The organism is Aquirufa nivalisilvae (assembly GCF_004307455.1).
Taxonomy (GTDB): domain Bacteria; phylum Bacteroidota; class Bacteroidia; order Cytophagales; family Spirosomataceae; genus Aquirufa; species Aquirufa nivalisilvae.
In genome coordinates this window covers 486,182-510,818 of the sequence record NZ_SEWX01000005.1, presented here as the reverse complement: position 1 = coordinate 510,818, position 24,637 = coordinate 486,182, and the positions used below count along the sequence as shown (strand labels likewise).

The following is a 24,637-nucleotide window of genomic DNA, read 5'->3' as shown; positions in this document are numbered from 1 at the left end:
ATGGTAAAGATTATTCGCTTTTTTTCATTGTTGTTATTGGTTTGTCTACTCGTAGGGTTGATATATTATGTACAACAGAAAGAAGAAACAGAAGAGCAGTCGACTATTAGATTGGAGGAAATGGATTTGGTGCAACGATACCAAGATTCCTTGAATAATCCCCCTAAACTCATTGAGCAAAGTAATTCGTCAGAATTCTACACTAAATTTGAGGACATTGAAGCAAAAATTGAGACGGAAACCAATAAAATTGTTTTCAAAGTTTCAAAGAGCAATCAGCCAATCTTTCAAAAGGAATTTTTACATGTCAACTGTAAACAAATTATATCTTCTGATTTGAATGGTGATATGCAACCTGAGTTTTGGATTTTGGTGACAAAGGGTAAAAGTAGCCTTATTTATGCTTTTGAATATCAAAAGGGAAATTTGAAAGTGGTTCAATTTCCTGTACTTAAAGGTCGACAAAACTTTGGGTACGCAGGAAATGATAGTTTACATGTAGATAAATCTTATATTGTGAGGTCATTTGAATTTAAAAATGATCCCTATTCAGACCTCCCTGAAGGAATGAGGGCATGTTATTATAGCTTTGGTACAGACCGAAGCTTTGTATTAAACAAAACGTTAGACTTAGAACATATTCAACAATGAGTGAGCAAAAATTACGATCGCAACAATGGTTTGGCAAAACAGGTAAAGATGGATTTATTTACCGGGCTTGGATGAAAAATCAGGGTATTCCTGATGATTATTTTCAAGGTAAACCAGTTATTGGTATTTGCAATACGTGGTCAGAATTAACCCCTTGTAATGCTCATTTTAGAGAATTGGCAGAATTTGTCAAAAAGGGGGTCATAGAAGCAGGAGGATTTCCTGTTGAATTTCCAGTTATGTCTTTGGGTGAAACACTGATTAAACCCACAGCCATGTTATACCGTAATTTGGCAAGTATGGATGTCGAAGAATCCATTCGTGCAAATCCGATTGACGGTGTAGTTTTGATGTGCGGTTGCGATAAAACAACACCTTCCCTAGTGATGGGTGCATGCAGTGTGGATTTGCCTAGTTTAGTTATTTCAGGTGGACCCATGATGAAAGGGAAGTTCAAAGGAAAGGAAATTGGGACATCGGATGTGTGGCGTTTTGCAGAAGCTTATAAATTAGGTGAATTATCTCAAGCTGAATTTATTGAGGCCGAAGCGTGTATGGCGCGTACGCCAGGTCACTGTGCTGTGATGGGTACAGCCTCTACCATGGCAACGATGGTTGAAGCATTGGGATTAAGTTTACCTCAAAATGCAGCTATTCCTGCTGCTGATGTGCGAAGAAAGGTGTTGGCTCAGCATTCAGGAAGAAGAATTGTGGAAATGGTAAAAGAAGATTTGAAGCTTTCCAAAGTATTGACTCGTGAAGCATTTGAAAATGCCATTCGAGTGAATGCTGCTACTGGAGGTTCTACCAATTTCGTGATTCACTTATTAGCTATTGCTGGTCGAATTGGTGTAGAATTGGATTTAAATGATTTTGATAAATTTTCGAAACAAATTCCTTTATTAGCTAACATTCAACCATCAGGTGTCCATTTCATGGAAGATTTATATTATGCCGGAGGTTTACCTGCATTGATGAATCAAATGAAGGAATTCTTGCATACTGGAATTATTACCGTAAATGGTAAAACAGTGGGAGAAAACATTGCGAATACTCCAATTTATGATTCCAACATCATTTCTACCATGGAGAATCCTTTTAAACCGGATTCTGGGATTGCGGTTGTGAAAGGTAACTTGGCTCCTAATGGAGCTGTGGTTAAACCTAGTGCAGCATCTCCTGAGTTATTTAAACATCGTGGTAAAGCAGTAGTATTTGAAAATATTGAAGATTATCATGCTCGAATTGATCATCCAGATTTAGATATCGATGAAAACTCTGTGATGGTATTGAAAAATGTGGGGCCAAAGGGTTATCCGGGTATGGCTGAGGTAGGCAATATGGGTATACCCAAAAAACTCCTAGAAAAAGGTGTAAAAGATATGGTTCGTATATCTGATGGACGGATGAGTGGAACTGGTTTTGGAACGGTAGTATTGCACGTATCTCCGGAATCAGCTGCTGGTGGGCCATTGAATTGGGTTCAGAATGGCGATTATATAGCCTTGGATTTAGATAATAGATCCATCAACTGGGAAGTTTCAGAGGAAGAATTAGAAGCACGTAAGTTAGCACAACCTTTCCAAGCACAAGCACATATAAGGGGTTATGTAGGTTTATTTATTGACCGCGTTTCCCAAGCCCATGAAGGAGCTGATTTTGATTTCCTTAAGGGAGGATCAGGTTCTATCGTTACAAGAGATTCTCATTAATTTCAAATAAAGAGGCCTTATTGATTCAACGAGGCCTCTTTTTTATACGTAATTATGTTAAAGTATATTGTTACTGGTGCTGCACAAGGTATTGGCTTTGAGATAGTTAAGTCTATCTTATTGCAGGGCAATTATGTTATCTGGAATGATATCAATCAGGAACAAATTGATCAAGCAAAAGCACAATTACACCATCTTGGTTTATACCAGTTTTCATGTATCTGTGCTGATGCAAGCTCTGATGAATTCCTAGATTCTCTTTCTATTTTGATTGATGAAACGCCCGGTACACTAGCTGGATGTGTTTGCAATGCAGGCATTACTACTTTCGGAGATTTTTGGTCATATACCAAAGAATCTTTAGATCACATTTTGAAGATAAACATCAAAGGAACGTTCTTTTTGGCTCAATTAGTAGCTCAAAAGCTTAGAGATGCAGGAAATGGAGGAAGTATTTTATTGATGTCCTCAGTTACGGGTCATCAAGCTCATCCTGATTTAGCTGCATATGGAATGACAAAGGCTGCTTTAAATCAATTGGCTAAGAATTTAGTAATCGACCTCTCTCCTTTTCAAATTCGCATCAATACGATTAGCCCTGGGGCAACTTTAACTGAAAGAACACTTTCTGATCAAGATTATATCAAAGAGTGGTCAGCCATTACACCTTTGGGCTATCCAGCCACAGTGGAAGACATCGCGAATGCGGCTTTATTTTTCCTCTCACCTCTTTCTAAACACATCACTGGCCAGTTTTTGGTCATAGATGGTGGTTGGACTTCGGTAGGGATACCCCCTAAGTAAATGGTGAATGGTAAATTGTGAATTGTTATTGGTGGTGAATTGTAAAAAGGAAATTCCAATAAATACGTCATTTACAATTTACCATTCACCACTTACAATTTATTTCCAGCTTTTCTCTAAAAAACCAATCCAGTTTTTATGACATATCTTTTCAATGTCATTGGCTGAATAGCCTCTCTTACTCAGTAAATCTGGTATTTTTTGCAAATCTGCAATGGATTGTATGTCATAAGGGCATTGTTCTGTTCCAAATCCACCATCTAAATCAGTGCCTAAACCTACATGGTTGGTATTACCGGCAATTTGACAAATATGATCTAAGTGATCAATCATGGTATTCAAACTTACTTGCATATTTTGAGGTGTAGAAACTCCTCTTACCCAATTAGGGACCATCATCCAGGCATCCAATGGCATTCCTATTACTGCGCCCCGACGAATCAATTCTTTGAATTGTTCATCCGTAAATTGGCGATTATGATCTACTAAAGCCCGACAATTATGGTGGCTTGCCCAAACAGGGCCATCATAATGCTCCATCGCTTCCCAAAAGCTTTCATCACATAAATGGGTGGCATCTAGAATAATGCCTAACTGCTTCATTCTAGTTAAAAGAGCTCTTCCGTTTTCGCCCAATCCACCTGTCGCATTGGTACCTTGTGCATATCTACCAGGACCATAATGTGCTGGTCCTAAAGCTCTTAAACCATAGTTGTAAGCTATATCTAAATGATCTACCGTAATAATGGAATCTGCTCCTTCTAAACTTAAAATATAGCCAATCTTCTTTTTGGGTTCTTGGCTATTATTCCAATAGGTTAAATGAGCTTGCAATTCTGACCAGTTTCTGATAGGACTTAATTCTCCCAAGGTTTCAAGTGCCTTGTAATAAGCTAATTGTCCTTGAGTTTGCGCCCAAGCTTGTTCAGGTGAATGCCATCCGGGTATAGTAGAGTTTTTTTCTACATATCGAGCTATTTGGGTGGCAACTACAATTCCTATATTCCCTTTTCTTAATTCATCTAATGAGATGACAGCATTCCCACGATCGGGTTTGTCGGTCATACCATATTCTCTCTCATTGATGTCTTGTAAGGAAGATCTTAAATCCCGATTCCATTCCAAGGCATTCATACTCAGGTCCAAATGCGCGTCAAATAGTAGCATCTTATATGTTGATTTTTCTGTTTCTGGCTTTTACTTCCCAAATTCCAGCAAGCTGGTTATTTTCTATTACTTGCAAGTTAGCATGTAAGGCAACGGTTGGACAAACATGATAAGGAATCATGTAAAATTCTTGACCTATTTCAAAAACATCAGAGTCTGGCACTTCGACGATACCATGTTCTTCACTTTGGCTTACTAATATAAATTCTGGACGGTCGATGAATCGAACTCGGTTTTCAATGGTGTTTTCTGCTGCAACCGATTTATGACCCAAATCCAAGCATATCGTTGTTTTACTAGGTTTTGAAATGATTCGACTTATAATATAAAGTGCTGGTTCTAAGCTATTTTCTGGATAAAGAGCAGCATATCCAGCATCGAAAAAGACAAAAGTACCAGGGCTACACACATAGGCAGGGTTTTTATGATGAACTAAAAAACTAGGTGTTCCCCCAACACATAATTCTAAGTCTGGAAATTCAGATGAAATAGCCTGAACTAATGCCTCAAATTCGACAAAATCGGTTTGGACATGTAATTTTCTATCTTCTAAATTCAAGTCCCGAATATGACCATCATAGGCATGCAATCCTTTTAAATTTATTGCAGGTAAACTCTTTATCTGTTGAATCAAAGTAGCCGCATCTGCTGGACGGATACCCGTTCGATTCATCCCTACATTGATATCAATAAATACATCAATGTTTATACCATGACTTTGAAAGATAGAAGAAATAGCCTCTGCCGCATGAAAATCATCAATTAAGCAGGCAAAACGGCTTTTGGGATAGGTTTTTACCAATTCAACCAAACGATAAATGTAAGGTCCAGTTGCCTGCATACTCAACAAAATTGAAGGAGCATGCGATAAAGCGAGTAGTTCGGCTTCAGCAATTGTAGCACATTTGAATTTAGTTATTCCCGCAGTTAAGAGTAAATCATTTACCTCTTTTGTTTTATGCGTCTTGATGTGAGGTCTTAATCGATTAGCATCTCCACCAACTAAACTCAACACATAAGCAATATTTTCTTTTACCTTTTCAGGAAAGACCAATAAACCCGGACTTTGAATATTTGTACAATCAATGCTCATATTATATTAATGCACGATCTAAATGAGTATATCCGCCGTCTACGTGAATTAATTGACCAGTCGTATGGCTTGATTTTTTTGACATCAAGAAAGTAACCATGTCTCCTAATTCCTCAGGCGTAGTCATTCGTTTACCCAAAGGTATTTTTTCCGTAATCGAAGCTAATGTTTCTTCAGGATTAGGAAGGGTCTTTAGCCATCTGTCGTACAATGGAGTATAACATTCTGCTACAATTACCGCATTTACACGAACTCCTTCTTTCAATAATTCCACAGCCCATTCGCGGGTTAATGCATTTCTTCCACCGTTGGCAGCTGCATAGGCAGAAGTTCCACCTTGACCGGTTTCAGCTACTTTGGAACCAATATTAACAATTGCTCCTTTCGATTGAATTAAATGCGGTAAGCAAGCCTTTGCCATTAGGTAATAATGAATCAAATTGGAATGTAGCGACTGCATAAATTTTTCATAGCTTCCAGAAGCTAGACCTACCCCATCGTTTATTCCAGCATTGTTGACTAATCCATCGATTCGACCAAAAAACTGATATACTTCATTGACTACACGTTCACATTCTTCTGGGCGACTTAGTTCCGCTACAAAAGAAAATGCTTGTCCACCTGTAGCTTGAATCTTGGCTATTGCCTTTTCATTATCTTCCTTATTTCTCCCCACGATAGCCACCATAGCTGATTCTAAAGCTAATGATTGACTGATTCCTTCTCCAATTCCTTTGGCACCACCCGTTACGATGATGACCTTTTCTTTAAGTCCTAGGTTCATTATAGTTCTACTTGATAAAAAGCTAAACAATTATTCAATTTAATATCTGCTTGTTCGGATGCAGACAAGCTGGCAATACTTTCATGAAATACTTCCAGCCATTTCTCTAAGGTTGATGCGACTAAAACAACGGGGTAATCGGAACCAAATAATAATCTTTTGGGACCAAATACCTCTAAAGCTACATCAATTGTTTCTTTAATTTCGTCTTTTGTCCAATTAGCCCAATCAGCTTCTGTAACCAATCCTGATATTTTAGCCAATACATGGTCAAGAGATTGATATCCTTGAATATCTTTCTTCCAATTGGTCAAATCTTTTGATTTATATGGAGGCTTGGCCAAATGATCTAAAATCAATTTTTGATCAGGTAACTTTTTAGCAAAGGCAACACTTTCTTTTAATTGATGGGGATAAATTAAAATATCGTAGGTGTAATCAAATGCAGCTAATTGTTTAACCCCTTGAATGAAATTTGGTCTTTGAAAGAACAAAGGGTCTTTTTCTCCTTGAACAACATGTCGAAAACCTACGCATTTTTCAAATTGAGAAAAATATTCTAATCTACTCTCCAGATGATCATTTTGTAAATCTGTCCAGCCAACAACTCCTTTTATAAAGTCATTTTGTTCAGCCAATGCTAATAAAAATAGTGTTTCCTCTTCAGATGAATCTGCTTGTACAGCTATGCAACCTTGTATTCCATTGCTTTCAAATACAACCTGACTTTCATTGGGATAAAAATCCGTTTGAATTCGGGACATATCATCTGTAATCCAAGTGTCTCGTTCAGGCTGATAGTTCCAAAAATGTTGATGTGCATCAATCATACTAAGCTGAATAGGCAATTGCCTTTTGTTTTTGCTCACCTAAACCATCCATGCCTAATGTCATGACATCACCCGGCTTTAAAAAAACGGGAGGATTTAAACCAAGGCCAACACCGTGAGGTGTTCCTGTGGAAATAACATCTCCTGGCAATAAAGTCATGAATTGCGAGATGTAAGAAACAATTTGTGGTACATTAAAAATCAATTGTTTCGTATTACTTGTTTGAAAACGCTTTCCATTGATATCCAACCACATATTTAGGTTATGAACATCTTGTATTTCGTCTTTGGTGGCTAAAAAGGGTCCCAATGGAGCAAAAGTATCGCATCCTTTTCCTTTTGACCAGTTACCTCCTCTTTCTAATTGGAACTCTCTTTCAGAAATATCATTGTGTAAACAATATCCAGCTACATAATCGTATGCATTGTCCTCATTAACATATGAGGCTTTTTTACCAATTACAATGGCAAATTCAACTTCCCAGTCCGTCTTAACGGAGTTCTTGGGAATAATAACATCATCAAACGGACCGCTTAATGCAGAGGTACTTTTGAAAAACAAAATAGGTTCTGTAGGAATGGCTGCACCTGTTTCTTTGGCATGGTCAGCATAATTTAAACCCACACAAATAATTTTTGAAGGACGAGCTACACATGAACCAATTCGCTCTGGATTATCTACTTCCTCCAATATTTCATTATTGACTACGTCTGCCAATTTTTTTAATCCGTCTTGTTCAAAAAATGCTTCATTGAAATCTTGAAAAAATGGACTGACATCGAAATACTTACCATCTATTAAGACAGCAGTTTTTTCTTTATTAAGGGCTCCTAGACGAACTAATTTCATACGTAAATTGAATTATAAAGGTATTATTTAATGTCTTTTAAAACAGACCACATGGTTTCAGCCAAAAACTTATTGCCAGTTTCATTTAAATGAACTCGGTCACTAGTTAATATGCCAGATTCTTTATTCTCAGGGTTATTGTTTTGCTCATAAGTTAAAAAAGCCTTACGCAAATCAATCAAGGTACAATTATTGTTTTTTGCAATTCGACGAATGATATCAGAATAGCGATTTAAATCACCATCGTTTTCATTCGTAGCATCATAGCGCTCTCCAATAACGGTTGGTGTACAAATAAGCACCTGACTTCCAGCAGCTTGAATTTTCTTGATTAAAGCATTGTAGAAACGCTCAAACTTATCAGCATCTGTACCTGTTCTCGAAGATGTTTTATGCCAAACATCATTGATGCCAATGTAAATGACTGTGATATTAGGCTTTTTTGACAATAGATCATCTTCATGACGAAGGTATAAATCATAAATTTTATTCCCCCCTATTCCTGCACCAATTAATTCGTATTTATCGCCGATTCCTTGAGCAGCTAACATGCCTTGCATTTGAGTGATATAACCCGTTTTAGAAACTCCAGCCTGCGTAATAGAATCACCAAAGAATACGATTTTGATGGGATTGGCTGGACTAAATGAACTTAATGTTGCCAACAATAAGGCAATGGAGAGAATCAACTTACTTTTCATACGATTTAAATTAATTGTTTAAATATGTAAAACCACCGTCAATCGGATAATCACAACCTGTGATGAACGAGGCTTCATCAGAACATAAATATAGGGCTAAATGAGCAATTTCTTCAGGTTGAGCCATACGACCTATAGGCTGAGTTGCCGATAATTTGGCAAACATTTCTTCCTTTTTGTCTGGATAATTTTTAGCAATAAACCCATCTACAAAAGGAGTATGCACTCTACCAGGAGAAATGCAATTACATCGAATACCTTGTTGGATATAATCTTTAGCTACTGATTGGGTCATAGATCGTATAGCTCCTTTTGTCATGGAATACCCAAATCGGTCAGGTATACCAACAGAGGCAGCTACAGATGCCATATTGACGATTACTCCTTTGCTTTGTTGCAACATACTAGGTATAAAAGCCTGCATACAATGGAAGGCACCTTTTACATTGACATCAAAAATGGCTTGAAATCCTTCAGAAGTCGTATTTTCTAAATTACCAATTTGTGCAATACCCGCATTATTAACTAAAATATCGATGTTGCCTATAGAAGAAGCTAGCTTTTTTACTGCCTCTAAATCGGTGATATTAACGATGTGCAGTTGAGATTTTCCTGAAATACTTTTTAAATCCTTTTCAGTTTGGCGGGAAGTAGCATTTTCTAAATCAATCATATGCACTTCTGCCCCCTGACGGGCAAAAAGTAAGGATATCGCTTTTCCAATACCTGAACCACCTCCAGTTATGATGGCCTTTTTATTTTTCAATGAAAAAATCATAGCACAAAGTTTTATAAAGATACTCCCCTTCTCCAGAACATGAAATCATCCTGACCAAGCTCCATGGCCTTGGTATTGATTTCACCTGATGCTAAACGAATAACATAATCCAATATTTCTTCTCCCATTTCCTCCACTGATTTTTCACCTGAAATAATTGGACCACAATCAATATCAATGATTTCTGGAAGCTTTTCTGCTAATCGAGTATTGGTAGACAATTTAACCATAGGACTGATGGGGTTACCAGTAGGTGTACCTAATCCTGTAGTAAATAATTGAACTGTGGCACCAGCTCCGGCCATACCAGTAGTGGCTAATACATCATTTCCAGGGGTGCAAACTAGATTTAAGCCGTGTTTTTTGGCATATTGTCCGTATCCTAATGCATCCACAATAGGAGAAGTTCCTGCTTTTTTGGCAGCACCTGCTGATTTAATAGCATCTGTAATTAATCCATCTTTAATATTACCAGGAGAAGGATTCATGTCAAACCCAGCACCAACGGCCTCAGCTCTTCTAGCGTATTCACGCATTAATTTGCCAAAATTATCAGCCACAGTGGCATTCACTGATCTATTTTGTAATTCTTGTTCTACACCGCATAATTCTGGAAATTCTGCAATCATAACGGTACCTCCAAGAGCAACTAATAAATCAGCTGTGTGACCTATGGCAGGATTGGCAGAAATGCCTGAGAAACCATCAGAACCACCACATTTAACGCCTAAGCGTAATTTAGAAAGTGGAGCCTCTGTTCTACTAATTTTATTTATTTCTACTAAACCTTGGAATGTCTTTAAAATAACATCACTTAATAGATTCTCCACACCACTTCCCTCGTCTTGTTGTTGTTCAAAGAAATGAATGGGTTTCGAAAAATTAGGATCAATGGCTTTTAAGCTATCTTTAAAGGTCTCAATCTGAGAATGTTGACAACCTAGGCTTAAAACAGAAATTCCACCGACATTCGGGTTGACACAATATCCTGCTAATAATGAGCAAAGCATGTCTGAGTCATCTTTACTCTCTCCACAGCCACTTTCATGACGTAAAAACTTGATTCCGTCTACATGGGGAAAAGCAGCAGATTTCTGTAATAATTCACCTTTGAATGTACCTTTAATATCGTTTGTTTTTAGGTCTTGACCACTTTCTAATTGTTTCTTTAATTCAATTACTTGATCAGTGAATGGATCATTTTTTTGAAAACCTAAACCTTTAATAAAGGCATTTTTTAGTAATTCGATATTTCTGTTTTCACAAAAAACCAATGGAATAACTAGCCAATAGTTTTGAGTTCCTACCTGACCATCTGGTCTTTGGTAACCTTTAAATGTGGTATTTTTCCATCGATCAACATTGGGAGCTTCCCAATTATATTCTTTTTGTTTTCCTAAAAAGTCTTGTGATGCATGATGTAAGTTGAACGTATGAATTAATCCTCCTTTGGGAATATCTTGAGTTGCAACACCTACCAATACACCATACATGGTGGCGGTATTACCTTTAGGAATATCAACTGTACTAAATTTATGTTTAGCTGCTATATCATCTTTCAACGTAATTTCCTGACCTTGATGTTGTATAACAGTACCAGCTTTTAAGTCTTTAAGGGCAACGAGTAAATTATCAATGGGGTGTATCTGTAAGTAAGAACGGGACATTAAAATAGTTTTAATTAAAGTTTAAAGATTTGTTTAGTTAATACCCATTTAACTCCTTCTGGAGTACCGGGTATCACTTGCTGAAATTGACTCATGAGTTGTTCCCATGCTTGAACCTTCTCATTGGAGGCGTCTAGCTTACTTTTTTCCTCGAAATCGAAATGGTCATGGGCGACAATCTCCATGACTAGTCGGTTTTCAAAGCGATAAATTTCCATGGATTCAATTCCAGATGCGCGAATGCTCTCCGCGATTTCGGCGGGGATGTTTTGATGATAGTTTTCATAGGTTTGAATAAGTTTAGATTCATTTTTTAAATCCAGCATTAGCATAAATCGTTGCATAATCCTAGATTTTTTGGATTTTAAATCCTTGGTACGCGTAATATACAATAAACACAAAGCAAGCCAAAGGAATGCCCAATGCCAAAGAAGGCCCTATTTTAAATAAATAAGCAGTAAATGGGGGAATAATCGCTCCACCTACAATGGACATGATAATTAACGATGAGGCTAATTTAGAGCCTTCACCTAAATCTTTACATGCTAATGCAAAGATAGTAGGAAACATAATGGATTGGAAAAAATATACCATCATTAATGCAATTACAGCTAAGATTCCTCCTCCTAGTATAGCAATAATGATAGAAAGTACTGATCCAATGGCATAAATTCCTAAAACTCGATTTGATTCATATTTACCCATAAAATAAGTACCAATGAATCGGCCAATCATAAATAAAATGAAAGCAAATGATGCATGAAAACTCGCAATTTGAGTTGGAGTCATGCTTTCTGTTGTTTGGTATATTTGTTCAACAATCCATAAATTGGAATCTCGCGCAAAGTCCAATTTGAAATCAACAAAATTTCCCCAAAGTGAAACTTGTGCTCCGATATTACAAAATTGTGCGATGACGCCTAGACGTAAATGTTTGTTTTTTAGTAGACTAACGATGGTAATTTTACTACCGCTCGATTTACTTTCTCCTACCGCTTTCACCTCGGGCATTTTAGTGATTGCAAATAATACAGCAACAATTGCTACCACAACTCCAATGACTAAATAAGGACCTTGAACTGATTCAGCTTGACTCACTCGAATAGCTTCAGCTTCTGCTGCTGGTAATGCTTGTATCATATCCCGAGTATACTCTCGATCAGAAAAGATAAATAAACCACCAATGACCGGGCCTAAAATGGTACTAATTCCATTGAAAGACTGTGCCAAATTAAGTCGAAAATCTCCTTTCTTAGGATCCCCTAGTACAGTAACATATAAATTAGCAGCTGTTTCTAAAAAAGCAATTCCACTAGCTATTAGAAATAATGCACCTAAGAAAAAACTATATTCTCTAACCGAGGCAGCAGGGTAAAATAAAAATGCTCCAGCAGAATAAAGGATTAGGCCCATTAATATGCCCATTTTGTAGCCTAATTTACGCATCACCATTCCAGCAGGAATAGCCATGACAAAATAGCCCATATAGAAAGCCGTTTCAACAATATTAGCTTGCCACCTTTGTAGATCTAAGGCTATCTGAAATTGTTTAACTAAAGTACCATTCAAGCTATTGGCTAAGCCCCAAAGAAAAAATAGACTTGTAACTAAAATAAAAGGAAGTAAATAATTAGTATTGTCTTTACTTTGACTTAGTTCTAATTGTTCTTCCGAGTTTATGGGTAAGGCCATGCAGATACTTTATGTTAAAAGAGTTTAGCAGCTTTAATTTACCTGCTTTTTTTTATTAATTTTAGTTTTATACTAATTAATCTTATGTTAAATGTTAAAATAGTTCAATATAAATTCAAAAAAATCTTCAAAACGGTTCTTTATTTAGAATTATTGTATCAAATATATAATTAGTATTAAATTTTTTCAAAGTCAGATTGCTCCATGTTTAAACATAACTTCATGCGTTTTGTAATTCTTATTTTCCTTTTTTTAAGTTCAATGGGTATTAGCTTTTCTCAAAAAATTCAACCTATTGCTCCTCTCCCTTCCTCCAAGCAGATTCAGTGGCAAGCTCTAGAATATTATGGCTTTATCCATTTTAACATGAATACATTTACGAATGTGGAATGGGGCGAGGGAAAAGAATCTCCATCCAATTTTAATCCTAGCGCTTTGGATTGCCGACAATGGGCTAGAATAGCTAAAGCAGCAGGTATGAAGGGGCTGATTTTAACAGCTAAACACCACGATGGATTTGCTTTATATCCTTCAAAATTCACGACACATTCAGTGGCAAAATCACCTTGGAAAAACGGAAAAGGCGATGTTGTCAAAGAATTAGCACAAGCGTGTAAAGAATATGGATTAAAATTGGGAATATATCTGTCACCATGGGATCGTTTTCATCCCGCTTATGGCACTGATGAATACAATAAGATTTATGCTGAAATGCAGAAAGAGCTACTAACTCAGTATGGTCCTATTTTTGAATTTTGGTACGATGGAGCCAATGGGGAAGGACCTAATGGAAAGAAACAGGTTTATGATTGGTCTTTGTTTCACTCGATGGTTAATAAATATCAACCTAATGCCGTCCAATTTTCTGATAATGGACCCGATATTCGTTGGGTAGGAAATGAAAGAGGATACAACTATGATACTTCTTGGAGTCCTATCAATCGTGATGAGATATACCCAGGTTATCCCAAATTTGATCAATATAAAAATGGTCAAGAAAATGGAACGCATTGGGTAGCCCCTGAAGTTGACGTATCCATTCGTCCAGGCTGGTATTACCATCCTAAAGAGGATAATCGAGTAAAAACTCCTGATTCATTAATGAAGATTTATGTAGCTTCAGTTGGCCGAAATGCTAATCTACTACTTAATATACCAGTAGATACTCGAGGATTGATTCATCCCAATGATTCAGCTACCATGATGGGTTTCGCGGCATTGAGAAAGAAAAGCTTGATTAATTTGATGAATACAAACTCAAGCAAGATTCAAGTAAGTTCAACGAATAATTCGACTTATTCTGTAAAGAACTTAGTAGATACGAATCCTGCGAGTGCTTGGGCTCCTCTAGTGAGTGACAAGCAACCAAGTATTGAAATTAAAGTAACTACTCCTGTTTTCTCCAATACGTTGATGCTTCAAGAACCTATTGCTCTCGGGCAAAGGATTAAATCATTCTCCGTCGAAATTGAGTCTGAAAATGGAGATAAATGGTTAATTAAAGCTAAAACCATTGGAAATAAACGAATGCTTACCTTCCCAGAAAGAAAGGTAAAGCAAATTCGCATCATTTTAGAAGATTACAGAGCCCAACCTTTGATTTCGAACTTGGCTCTTTATCGAATTATTTCAGTACGTAACGAATCGCTTTACCACTAAAAGTATAGCCATTGGCATATTGAGTACTATAAACTTGGTATTTAACGTCCATTAAAGCACTAGCTCCCATTTCGGTGGCTTTTTCTACCAATTGACTTAATATTTCTTGTTTTTTGGTCTGGTGATTTCCGCGGTTCAACATTTTTCCGTTCACCGTTTGGTTATTTTCTAAGGGAACTTCACCAGAAATACTGATACTTTCAATGACCTCGTAAGATTGTTTAGGACTTTCATTGAAATAAAATACATCGATGGCATACTTGACCGGTATTTCAAAACCTAAACCATCATGACGATCAACTCCCCCGTCTTTGTAATTTGGAGAATAGTAAGAGGATGGCTTAACGTTTTTTGAACAAGCTGCTAACAAGATTATAAAGCCTAAGCTTAGTACTTTAAATGCTTTCTGAGTCATAAATTAATACTCTGTCCCAATATTGAGCACAGTTTTTGATGAATTCTAAATGAATTGGCGCCGTTTGATAGTAATCATGCCCTGCTTCATCCACAAAAGTTGTTAATAAACAATAATCATAAGAACGATCAATCACTGGTCGGTCTGTACTAGCTGGTTTCCCAACATTGAAATCTTTAACAGTTTCTACTTTCTCTAATGACAAGACCCCAGCTTCAAATTGTTGAATTTCTTTTTCGCTCAAGCCATTTTTTAACCAAAAATTTACTACGTGAACAAACATATGTTTAATTAGATAAGTTTTCTTGTTGAATAATACGGTTCAATTTAACACCCAATTCTTCGGATGCTTCTGCTAATGGCATACGAACTTGAGCATGAATCATTCCTTTTAATGCTAAAATTTTCTTCACTCCCACCGGATTACCCTCTTCATATAAATATGGATCAATGGCTAAGAAGCTACCTAATGATTTTCTAGCTTCGGCAAAATCACCTGCTAAAGCCGAATGTATCATTTGAGAGAATTGTTGAGGAAAAGCATTGGCAATAACTGACATAACGCCAACTCCACCTATGGAAATAATAGGTACAGCTTGCACATCGTCACCAGAGATTAAAAGGAAATCAGCTGGTTTATGTGCTGCAATTTCCATGCATTGTTCAATGATACAAGAAGCTTCTTTTACTCCGATGATATTAGGATGTTCAGCTAAAGTTAAAATTGTTTCTGGAGACAAATTAATACCCGTTCTTCCTGGTATATTGTATAAAATTACAGGAACAGGACTAGCATCTGCCACGGCACGATAATGTTGAATTACTCCACGTGCACTTGGTTTGTTATAATAAGGACAAACAGATAAAATGGCATCAATACCATCAAAAGACGTTTGTTTGATTTGAGCAATTAAATTTTCAGTATGGTTTCCACCTAAACCATATACAATAGGTAAATTTTTAGAATTTGATTCCTGAACAGTGGCAATGATTTTCTTTTTTTCATCGGCACTGGTAGTAACTGATTCACCTGTGGTACCTTGAACCACTAAATAATCGACACCACCTGTTGATACGTATTGAACAAGTTTTCCTAAGGCGGTCCAATCAATCGTTCGATCGGCTTGCATAGGTGTAATCAGGGCTGGTGCTACCCCATGAAATTTAGGTAATGTATGCATGTGCTAGTGTAGAAGAGCTAAAAACTCGTCCTCTGTGATAATTTTTATAGATAATAAATTTGCCTTTTCTAATTTGGCAGGTCCCATGTTTTCACCAGCAACTAGATAATCTAATTTGGATGAAATACTGGATACAACCTTACCTCCATTGGCAATAATTTTGTGTTTCAATTCTTCTCTTTCGAAGTTTTTAAACACCCCCGAAATTACAAAACTTTTTCCGACCAAGGCTTCTCCCTCCAAAACTATTTCTTGAATTTCTTCAGATAACTGTACTCCGGCTTCCCTTAAACGCTCAATTTGTCCAATATTATCTGGATCATCCAAATATTCCCTCAAACTTTGCGCTATTCGTTCTCCAATTTCTGGTACAGCAATTAATTCTTCTAAGCTTGCCAACTTTAATTTTTCCATCGAATGAAATTGAAGGACTAATTTTTCTGCAATGGTTACTCCAACATGTCGAATCCCTAATCCAAATAATACTTGTCTGAAAGGAATCGACTTAGATTTTTCTATTGACTGTAAAATATTATTGATTGATTTACTTTGAAATCCTTCTAATCCATTGAAATGACCTTCATTTAATTGATAAAGATCAGCTATATAATGTATGATGCCTTTTTCTACCAATAAGTCGATTGTCTCCACTCCAAGGTTTTCAATGTTTAACGCTTTTCTTTGAATGAAATGCTCTATTTTACCTTTAATCTGGGGTGGACAATGCTTGTCGTTTAAACAATAATGATTCGCTTCTCCTTCCTGTCGAACCAAGATAGTTCCACAGGCAGGGCATTCTTCCGGGAATTGAAATTTAGGAGAATTTTCTTGTCGTTTAGCTACATTGACAGATGTGATTTTGGGTATAATTTCTCCTCCTTTTTCAATAAAAACGAAATCTTTTTCTCTCAAATCCAAACGGTCCATTTCATTGGCATTGTGAACTGAAGCACGTTTGATCATGGTTCCAGCTAAATAAACGGGCTTTAAATTCGCAACAGGTGTCACATTGCCTGTTCTGCCTACTTGATAACTAATGCTTTCTATTTCCGTTTCAGCAATTTCAGATGGATACTTATAGGCAATGGCCCATCTTGGCGATTTGGCTGTAAACCCCAGTCGTTCTTGTTGAGCGTAATCATTGATTTTGATAACAATACCATCTGTGTTCAAAGGTAATTCATTCCTTTTATCTTGCCATTCATGAATGTAGTTAAGCACCTCAGATATTGACTGACATTTTCTCCAAGTCGGAGAAATAGGAAATTGTGCCTTTTCCAGAGCAATTAAGCTTTCTTCATGTGTTTGAAAAGGATTTTCATTTCCCACCATAGCATAGATATAACAAGCCATGTTTCTTCGAGCTACCTCCGCTGAATCTTGCATTTTAAAGGTTCCTGAGGCGGCATTTCTAGGATTAGCTAATGGAGCTTCTCCCCGACTGACTTTTTGGTCATTGATTGCCTCAAAGGATGACAAAGGCATATATCCTTCTCCTCGAAGCTCAAATTCCCTTGGGAAAATGCTGGAATTTAATCGAATCGGTAAATCCTTAATAGTTTTGACATTATTAGTGATATCATCTCCTCTAGTTCCATCTCCTCTGGTAACCCCTTTTATTAATTTACCGTTTTCATACCAAAAAGATAAGGCTACTCCATCAAATTTAAGTTCGCAGATGTATTCATATGCTTCACCATCCAATCCTTTGGCTACTCGTTCATCAAAATCTCTTAAATCTTGTTCATTATAGGTATTACCCAAAGAAAGCATGGGGAAGCGGTGGGTGACGCTTTTAAATTGCTTGGTAATTGTTCCTCCTACCCGTTGAGTTGGACTATCAGGTAAGGCAAAAAGCGGATTTTCTTCTTCTAATTTTTGGAGTTCAGCCAATAATGCATCGAATTCCTGATCAGAAATGAGGCTTTCATTTTGTTGGTAGTAAGCTTCGTTGTATTGATTAATTTGATGGATTAATTCTTCCATCCGCATTTTCACATCCATGTATCAATTTTTAACAACCTAAAGTTAAATGGAAAGCACTAAGAAATAAACCTTAGCCAATAATTTTCATACCTTTGCAAGATGGAAAGTTTAATCATTGCCCCCTCAATTTTAGCTGCAAATTTTGCAGAACTAGGTTCCGAAATTGACATGTTGAATGCTTCTCAAGCAGAATGGATCCACGTGGATGTGATGGATGGAATGTTTGTACCCAATATTTCTTTTGGTTTTCCCGTTTTAGAGGCAGTCAATAAAAGAGCAACTAAAGTATTGGATGTCCATTTGATGATAGAAAAGCCTGAAAGGTATTTAGAAGCATTTGCTAAGGCGGGTGCTCAGGTTTTAACAGTACATTATGAAACATGTCCTCATTTACATCGTACGATTCAACAAATCAAAGACTTGGGCTGTATAGCAGGTGTTGCTTTAAATCCATCTACTCCTGTTCAAGTTTTAGAAGATATCATTTCAGATGTTGATTTAGTTTTAATTATGTCGGTAAATCCTGGTTTTGGTGGTCAAAAATTTATTCCAAACGCCATTAAAAAGACCAAAGAATTAGCTGAATTAGCTGCATCAAAAGGATTGACAAAACTGAAAATAGAAATTGACGGTGGAGTTTCAATGTCCAATGCTGCTGATTTAATTGATGCTGGAGCCAATGTTTTAGTGGCGGGTAATTTTGTTTTTTCTTCATCTAATCCCATGGAAACCATTGCCAATTTGGTGAAACTAGGTAACTAACATTCATGAATTTGAAAATCCGCTTAATTTTTGGAATTTTCTGTTGTCTGCTTGTTTTTAGCTTGCCTGCACAGCGTGTTCGCTGGGCCAATAAAGTCATATCGGTTTCGAGTGAGTATTCAGACCCCTTATTGGGTTTAGAATTTCGAGCTTTGCATATTTTGGGTAAACCGAGTAAATACCCAGCATTCAGTAATAGTCCTAGTGCTTGGCAATCTTTGACCCCTGATAACCCAGCAGGAGAATACATTATTGTTTCATTTGATAGTATAGCTACGGTCAAACAGGTGGCTATTTTTGAAAACTTCGGTGCGGGTTCCATAGTGCGTGTTGATGGATTAGATGAAAATAATAAATTGATTTTGTTAAAAGAGTTTAGCCCAGGTTATGCATTAAAATTGGCCCAAGTCACAACCATCCATTTACCTTCTCCTTCTGTGCCCATTCGTGCGATAAAAGTGTCCATGAATTCAGAGCGGGTTAGAGGTTATTCTCAAATTGATGCCATTGGTATTTCGGATTCAGATGTTCCCATTGAAGAAAGCTTAAAGTTGAATAAGGATTTAAATGCCTATTCCTTTAAAGAAAACTTAGGCAAAGAAATCAATTCACCATACAATGAGATTTGCCCTGTTATAAGCCCAGATGGCAAAAAACTCTATTTTACACGTTGGAAACATCCTTCCAATATGGGTAAAAATAAGAATCAAGATATTTGGGTTTCTAATTGGCAGGCGGATACCAAAACTTGGTCTAAAGCCGAATTATTTCCTGAGCCCATTAACAATGATGAAAACAATGCTGTTTGCGGAATCTCGCCAAATGGCAAAACTATGTTGTTGAACAACGTGTATCGTAATGATGGTCAAATGGAGAAAGGAGTATCCATGTCATTTCTATTGAGAACGGGCGACTGGAGTTTCCCAAAAGCATTGAAAATATTGAATTTTAAAAATAAGTCAGAATTTTCAGAGTATTCCTTGGCTCCCAATGGTAAGATTTTAGTGATGACCACTGAAATGAAAGATTCCTTTGGAGGTAAAGATATTTATGTATCGTTTTGGAAAAATGATGATAGCTGGACAGAGCCAAGGAACATTGGACAAGTAGTAAATACGGGAGAATCTGAATCTACCCCTTTTATAGCTCCTGATGGAGTAACCATGTATTTCTCTTCCAGTGGACATGTGGGATATGGCAATAATGATATTTTTCTTACACGTCGTTTAGATGATACGTGGTTGAATTGGTCTGAGCCTGAAAACTTGGGTCCTATTGTTAATACTCCACAATGGGATGGTTATTTTTCTGTAGCTGCACAAGGTGATTATGCCTATTTTAGTTCTGTTGAAAACTCGTTAGGTGCTGAAGATATCTATCGAATTAAAATACCCGAGAAAGCAAAACCTTTGACCTTGATTCAAATGGCAGGTCAAATTCTTAATCAAGATACTCAAGAGACTATTGCAGGTAAAATTTTAGTTAAATCAGTAGCTGGAACTGATTCATTGTGGGTTGATTATGATCCGTATTTGGGTGATTATAGTTTTATGTGGCCAGCAAAAAAAGCTTTTACCATGCAAGTGGTGAAAGATGGTTATATCTGTCGGGTGGAAAAATTTGATTATACAGCTGAGCGCAACTTTAAAAACATTCAAAGGAACCTTTTGATAATTCCTATTCAATTGAACAAGCAATATCAAATTCCTAATATTAACTTTGATCAAAGTAAGGCAGAACTGATTCCAAGTTCATATGAAGAATTAGATAAAATAGTTAAAATTTTAAAAGACAATAGTAATTTTAAAATCCTGTTGGAAGGTCATACGGATAACCAAGGAGATTGGAATGAAAACATGAAACTCTCTTTAGAAAGGGTTGAAAATGTCAAGGCATATATTGTTTCCAAAGGAATAAGCCCCAATCGAGTGCGTGTCAAAGGCTGGGGAGGAACCAAACCTATGGCAAGTAACATGAGTGAAGAAAGAAGGAAATTAAATCGAAGAGTGGAGTTTACACTTCAAGGAGATTAATGAGCGATAAACACGCAGTATATTTCACGCAATTAAACGGGATTCGCTTTTTAGCGGTTTTTTTGGTGCTAATGGACCATTGGTTGGTACCAACTATCCCCTTTCCTCTTGGGCATTTAGGAGTAGTCATATTTTTTGTGCTGAGTGGATTTTTAATTACGCGTATTTTATTTCAAAGTGCTGATGATGTTGCAGAAAAAGGTCATTCGCCATGGAATAAAATTAAGACTTTTATTTTACGTAGATCTTTACGGATTTTCCCGATTTACTTTCTTTTATTAGCCATTGGTGGGTTATTACGCATAGAACCATTTCCTCAAGTCTGGAAATGGTTAGTATTCTATATGCCTGATTTTTACATCATGATTCATCATCAATGGCTTGGAGTTTGGGATCACCTTTGGTCATTGGCAGTAGAAGAACAGTACTATTTAATTTTTCCATATTTTATTCTGTTTTTACCTCGAAAATATTTCGGTCGATTATTTCCGTGGATGATTGTTTTGGGCTTTTGTTCTCGATTGTTTTTTTACCTTTTTGCAAGCCATAATTTTAAAGAATCTTCATGGATGTGGTCTTATGTTAATCCTTTCAGTGCCATTGATAGTTTTGGTTTAGGAGGATTATTAGCCTATTTCTACCACTATCATCAAACGATATTTCAAAAAATAAGCAACGTTAATTTTATACTTCCTATCACATTAACTTCCTTTTTTTTAGTTCTTTGGTTTTCTCATTTAGCGGAATATACTTACGATAATGTATGGTTTATTGTTATAGAACGTAGTGTGGCAGCTATCTTTTCTTTCTTTTTAATTGCGGAAGCTGTTTCGGAAAGACAACATCTCTTTGGTAAGTTTTTATCATTATCCTGGGTTGATTATTTAGGTAAAATATCCTACGGTCTATATTTGTATCATAATTTTATTTATAATTATTACCATCAAGAAGGAAATACTTTATGGTGGGCTATTTCTAAATATATGCCCCTATTTCAAACAAATTTCCTTAATTTTATATTGTCAAAATTTTTCGTCAACCTAATTTTATTACTATTTGTTGCTAGTGTTTCCTGGTTTGTTATTGAGAAACCAATAAATAGTTTCAAGGATAAATTAAAATAATATGAGTTTGGAATTAGTGGTAGTAATACCTGCTTACAATGAAGAGGAATGCATTCAGCAAGTGGTTGCCCATTGGATCAATGGAATTTCTACCTATGTAAGTCCTGATAAATTTAAATTACTGATCATTAATGACGGTTCTAAAGATCGTACTGGTGCTATTTTAGATGAAATTTCAGGTATTTATCCTAATCTTATTGCCAAACACCAATTAAATGGAGGTCATGGTAATGCGGTAGTTAATGGATATCGCATGGCAGTTGAAATGAATCCTACTTACGTATTTCAAACAGATTCTGATGATCAGTTTGATGTTAAAGATTTTGGAAATTTCTGGGAAAAAAGAAATCAATCTGAGTTTATTTTAGGATATCGTAAAGTAAGACACGATGACCCTTTCCGATTGGTTATTACCCGTATTTTGAAATTCTCATTATTGTTCATTTATGGTACCTATATTGATGATGCCAATATTCCTTTCCGTCTATTCAAAACAAGTTTCTTAAAGAAATTGTTACATGCTTTGCCTGCGCAGACACCTTTTGCTCCCAATATCTTTTTAGCCGTTTTAGCGAAAAAATCGGGTCAGAATTTATATAACATCCCTGTCATTCACCGTGAAAGAGAAACAGGTGAAGTATCTATTCGTCATATGAAATTGCTTAAAGTTTGCTGGCAAAGTTTCAAAGAATTATTGGCCTTTAGAGTTCATTTAAACAGTTTAGTTAAAGAAATTACCCAAGGAAAATGAAATATAAATATGTCATCCTAGGTGGAGGACCCACTGGTTTAGGTGCAGCTTATCGTTTAAAAGAATTAGGGATTACTGATTTTATTGTCCTTGAAAAGGAAAACTTCGTTGGAGGTTTAGCCACCAGCTTTGTAGATGAAAAAGGTTTTACTTGGGATGTAGGTGGTCATGTACAGTTTTCTCATTATCAGTATTTTGATGATTTAATGAAATTAGCCTTAGGCGAAGAAGGCTGGTATACACATCAAAGAGAATCCTGGGTTTGGATTAGAGATCGTTTTGTTCCATATCCATTCCAAAATAATTTAGGTTATTTACCTAAAGAAGAGCAGTGGCAATGTTTACAAGGATTAATTGAATTGTATAAAAAAGGTCCGTCTACTAAATTAGCCAATTTTAGAGATTGGATTTTAAATACTTGTGGACAAGGTATCGCAGACGTATTTATGTTTCCATATAATTTCAAGGTATGGGCCTATCCTCCTGAAATGATGAATGCCAATTGGGTGGGAGAACGTGTGGCAGTAAGCGATTTAGGTCGGATTGTAGAGAATATTATATTTGAAAAGGACGATCTTTCTTGGGGCCCTAATAATTTATTTCAATTTCCTAAATCGGGTGGTACAGGAGCTATTTGGAAGGCAGTTGGTCAATTGATTGGAGAAGAATATTTCCGATTGAATTCTACGGTAAAATCTGTGAATTTAAATGCGCATCAAATTACCTTGGAAGATGGTACTCAGATTGAATATGATCAAGTAATGAGTACGATTCCATTGGATATATTCACCCAAAAGTGTGAGGATTTACCTGCGGAGATTACTCAAACGGCCCAAGGTTTGAAACATAGTAGTACGCACGTGATTGGTATTGGTTTGAAAGGTAAACCTGTAGAACAATTAGCCAAAAAATGTTGGATGTATTTCCCAGAGGATAATAGTCCATATTACCGGATTACAGTATTTTCAAACTACAGCCCGGATAACGTACCAGATCCAGCAAATCAATGGTCATTAATGGCAGAAGTCAGTGAGTCTGACATGAAGCCTGTGAATCGAACTACTTTGGTGGAAGATACCATTAAGGCGATGTTAGAAGATGGTTTAATTGAATCTGAAGATCAAGTGATTTCTAAATTCTATTTTTCTACATCTTACGGATACCCTACTCCTTCCATTGAACGTGATGGAATTCTAAAACAAGTATTACCCGTTTTAGAAAAAGAAGATGTTTATAGTCGTGGAAGATTTGGAGCGTGGAAATATGAAGTGTCTAATCAAGATCACTCCATGATGCAAGGAGTAGAATGGGCCAATCGCATGGTACATCAAGTACCTGAATTGACCCTTCCCTTCCCGAACACGGCTAATGCGATGTGGGGTAAATAATTTTACCCTACAATAATACGATTAAGCTTTTGAAAATTGCGGTTAAGCGGATAGCATCCATGATGCGAGCTTCTGTAGCTCCGTGATTAATGACGGATTGTTCGTGAGATTTAACACACATTTCACAACCGTTAATAGCTGAAACAGTTAAACTCGCTAATTCAAAGAATTCTTTTCCCAATACCGGATTCATCATGATCGACATTCTGATTCCCGCTGGTGCAGTGTTGTAATATTCTTTGCCAACAAAATGCTTGAAACGATAAAATACGTTGTTGGCATTCAATAAAGATGTTAACGCATGAATTTCGTTGATTTCAGCTTCAGTGGCTCCTTTTAATTTAGCCAATTCAGTTAATGAATTAATAGTAATTTCATGCTTCTGATTTACTGAAACGGCAAGGGCCAATAATACGGCTTCTTTTTCTGTTAAAGTAGCATATTTTAGTGCATTGGAAACGTTGATCTTTAAATCTTTGATATAACGATTATCCGTAGCATCTAATTGGTCCAATAAAGGGAACTGGCTAGTGGCAGGTAAATTAATTTCGGCTAATAGATTATCTCTAGTTTCACTCATGATCTTGTTGTTAAAAAGCCCCAAATGAA

The 24,637-nt window shown here is 36.5% G+C and carries 24 protein-coding genes; 9 read left to right on the top strand and 15 right to left on the bottom strand.

Annotation, left to right across the window (positions count from 1 at the left end):
* From EWU22_RS09100 to EWU22_RS09090, 3 genes are read left to right on the top strand one after another with little or no spacing between them, the layout of a single operon-like run.
* Window positions 1–651 (top strand): hypothetical protein, encoded by a 651-nt coding sequence (locus EWU22_RS09100; protein ID WP_130925283.1) that lies wholly within the window; start codon window positions 1–3, stop codon window positions 649–651.
* On the top strand, window positions 648–2,363 hold the full coding sequence (locus tag EWU22_RS09095; protein ID WP_130925282.1) for an IlvD/Edd family dehydratase: 1,716 nt from the start codon (window positions 648–650) through the stop codon (window positions 2,361–2,363). Before EWU22_RS09100 ends, EWU22_RS09095 begins: the two co-directional genes overlap by 4 nt.
* 54 nt (window positions 2,364–2,417) lie before the next feature.
* Entirely contained in the window at window positions 2,418–3,167 is a 750-nt protein-coding gene (locus EWU22_RS09090) for an SDR family NAD(P)-dependent oxidoreductase (RefSeq protein ID WP_109323016.1), read from the top strand.
* A gap of 99 nt (window positions 3,168–3,266) precedes the next feature.
* Here the strand turns inward: EWU22_RS09090 and EWU22_RS09085 are convergent, their stop codons facing one another.
* Genes EWU22_RS09085 through fucP form a run of 10 tightly spaced genes read right to left on the bottom strand, consistent with a single transcriptional unit; the run spans window position 3,267 to window position 12,729 of the window.
* Entirely contained in the window at window positions 3,267–4,334 is a 1,068-nt protein-coding gene (locus EWU22_RS09085) for a dipeptidase (protein WP_130925281.1), read from the bottom strand.
* Window position 4,335: 1 nt separating this feature from the next.
* Complete coding sequence (locus tag EWU22_RS09080; protein WP_130925280.1) at window positions 4,336–5,427, bottom strand: D-TA family PLP-dependent enzyme; 1,092 nt, start codon at window positions 5,425–5,427, stop codon at window positions 4,336–4,338.
* A gap of 1 nt (window position 5,428) precedes the next feature.
* Entirely contained in the window at window positions 5,429–6,211 is a 783-nt protein-coding gene (locus EWU22_RS09075; RefSeq protein WP_130925279.1) for an L-fucose dehydrogenase, read from the bottom strand.
* Complete coding sequence (locus EWU22_RS09070; protein ID WP_130925525.1) at window positions 6,211–7,041, bottom strand: amidohydrolase family protein; 831 nt, start codon at window positions 7,039–7,041, stop codon at window positions 6,211–6,213. The genes EWU22_RS09075 and EWU22_RS09070 overlap by 1 nt, the downstream gene beginning before the upstream one ends.
* Window position 7,042: 1 nt before the next feature.
* Complete coding sequence (locus EWU22_RS09065) at window positions 7,043–7,891, bottom strand: fumarylacetoacetate hydrolase family protein (RefSeq protein WP_130925278.1); 849 nt, start codon at window positions 7,889–7,891, stop codon at window positions 7,043–7,045.
* A gap of 23 nt (window positions 7,892–7,914) precedes the next feature.
* On the bottom strand, window positions 7,915–8,592 hold the full coding sequence (locus EWU22_RS09060; RefSeq protein ID WP_109323010.1) for an SGNH/GDSL hydrolase family protein: 678 nt from the start codon (window positions 8,590–8,592) through the stop codon (window positions 7,915–7,917).
* A 10-nt stretch (window positions 8,593–8,602) separates the two neighbouring features.
* Window positions 8,603–9,367 carry an SDR family NAD(P)-dependent oxidoreductase gene (locus tag EWU22_RS09055; protein ID WP_130925524.1) on the bottom strand — a complete coding sequence of 255 codons (765 nt, stop codon included), beginning with the start codon at window positions 9,365–9,367 and terminating at the stop codon, window positions 8,603–8,605.
* Window positions 9,368–9,381: 14 nt separating this feature from the next.
* A complete protein-coding gene (locus EWU22_RS09050; RefSeq protein WP_130925277.1) occupies window positions 9,382–11,037 on the bottom strand; it encodes a UxaA family hydrolase in 1,656 nt (551 codons plus the stop codon).
* Window positions 11,038–11,051: 14 nt separating this feature from the next.
* Window positions 11,052–11,363, bottom strand: coding sequence for an L-rhamnose mutarotase (locus tag EWU22_RS09045; protein ID WP_231962856.1), 312 nt, complete (start codon window positions 11,361–11,363; stop codon window positions 11,052–11,054).
* A 22-nt stretch (window positions 11,364–11,385) separates the two neighbouring features.
* Window positions 11,386–12,729, bottom strand: coding sequence for an L-fucose:H+ symporter permease (fucP, locus tag EWU22_RS09040; protein WP_109323007.1), 1,344 nt, complete (start codon window positions 12,727–12,729; stop codon window positions 11,386–11,388).
* A 222-nt stretch (window positions 12,730–12,951) separates the two neighbouring features.
* On the opposite strand from fucP, the gene EWU22_RS09035 reads away from it, so the two are divergent.
* Window positions 12,952–14,388: an alpha-L-fucosidase gene (locus EWU22_RS09035; protein WP_130925276.1), complete on the top strand. Its 1,437-nt coding sequence runs from the start codon at window positions 12,952–12,954 to the stop codon at window positions 14,386–14,388.
* On the opposite strand, the gene EWU22_RS09030 is transcribed toward EWU22_RS09035, so the two are convergent.
* The 4 genes from EWU22_RS09030 to ligA are packed head-to-tail and all read right to left on the bottom strand — an operon-like array spanning window position 14,354 to window position 17,988.
* Complete coding sequence (locus EWU22_RS09030) at window positions 14,354–14,803, bottom strand: hypothetical protein (protein WP_109323005.1); 450 nt, start codon at window positions 14,801–14,803, stop codon at window positions 14,354–14,356. The genes EWU22_RS09035 and EWU22_RS09030 overlap by 35 nt on opposite strands.
* The gene (locus tag EWU22_RS09025; protein WP_130925275.1) at window positions 14,784–15,086 is read right to left on the bottom strand and encodes a Dabb family protein; all 303 of its coding nucleotides are present in this window, start codon (window positions 15,084–15,086) and stop codon (window positions 14,784–14,786) included. Before EWU22_RS09025 ends, EWU22_RS09030 begins: the two co-directional genes overlap by 20 nt.
* Window positions 15,087–15,090: 4 nt before the next feature.
* Window positions 15,091–15,984 (bottom strand): 4-hydroxy-tetrahydrodipicolinate synthase, encoded by an 894-nt coding sequence (gene dapA / locus EWU22_RS09020; protein WP_130925274.1) that lies wholly within the window; start codon window positions 15,982–15,984, stop codon window positions 15,091–15,093.
* A gap of 3 nt (window positions 15,985–15,987) precedes the next feature.
* Window positions 15,988–17,988: an NAD-dependent DNA ligase LigA gene (gene ligA, locus EWU22_RS09015; protein ID WP_130925273.1), complete on the bottom strand. Its 2,001-nt coding sequence runs from the start codon at window positions 17,986–17,988 to the stop codon at window positions 15,988–15,990.
* An 81-nt stretch (window positions 17,989–18,069) separates the two neighbouring features.
* On the opposite strand from ligA, the gene rpe reads away from it, so the two are divergent.
* The 5 genes from rpe to EWU22_RS08990 are packed head-to-tail and all read left to right on the top strand — an operon-like array spanning window position 18,070 to window position 24,028.
* A complete protein-coding gene (rpe, locus tag EWU22_RS09010; RefSeq protein ID WP_130925272.1) occupies window positions 18,070–18,732 on the top strand; it encodes a ribulose-phosphate 3-epimerase in 663 nt (220 codons plus the stop codon).
* 5 nt (window positions 18,733–18,737) lie between these two features.
* Complete coding sequence (locus tag EWU22_RS09005; protein WP_130925271.1) at window positions 18,738–20,765, top strand: OmpA family protein; 2,028 nt, start codon at window positions 18,738–18,740, stop codon at window positions 20,763–20,765.
* Window positions 20,765–21,889: an acyltransferase family protein gene (locus EWU22_RS09000; protein WP_130925270.1), complete on the top strand. Its 1,125-nt coding sequence runs from the start codon at window positions 20,765–20,767 to the stop codon at window positions 21,887–21,889. The genes EWU22_RS09005 and EWU22_RS09000 overlap by 1 nt, the downstream gene beginning before the upstream one ends.
* Before the next feature lies 1 nt (window position 21,890).
* Entirely contained in the window at window positions 21,891–22,640 is a 750-nt protein-coding gene (locus EWU22_RS08995) for a glycosyltransferase family 2 protein (protein ID WP_109322998.1), read from the top strand.
* A complete protein-coding gene (locus tag EWU22_RS08990; protein ID WP_130925269.1) occupies window positions 22,637–24,028 on the top strand; it encodes a protoporphyrinogen/coproporphyrinogen oxidase in 1,392 nt (463 codons plus the stop codon). The genes EWU22_RS08995 and EWU22_RS08990 overlap by 4 nt, the downstream gene beginning before the upstream one ends.
* A 7-nt stretch (window positions 24,029–24,035) precedes the next feature.
* Here the strand turns inward: EWU22_RS08990 and EWU22_RS08985 are convergent, their stop codons facing one another.
* The gene (locus tag EWU22_RS08985) at window positions 24,036–24,608 is read right to left on the bottom strand and encodes a carboxymuconolactone decarboxylase family protein (protein WP_130925268.1); all 573 of its coding nucleotides are present in this window, start codon (window positions 24,606–24,608) and stop codon (window positions 24,036–24,038) included.
* Window positions 24,609–24,637 lie beyond the last annotated feature (29 nt).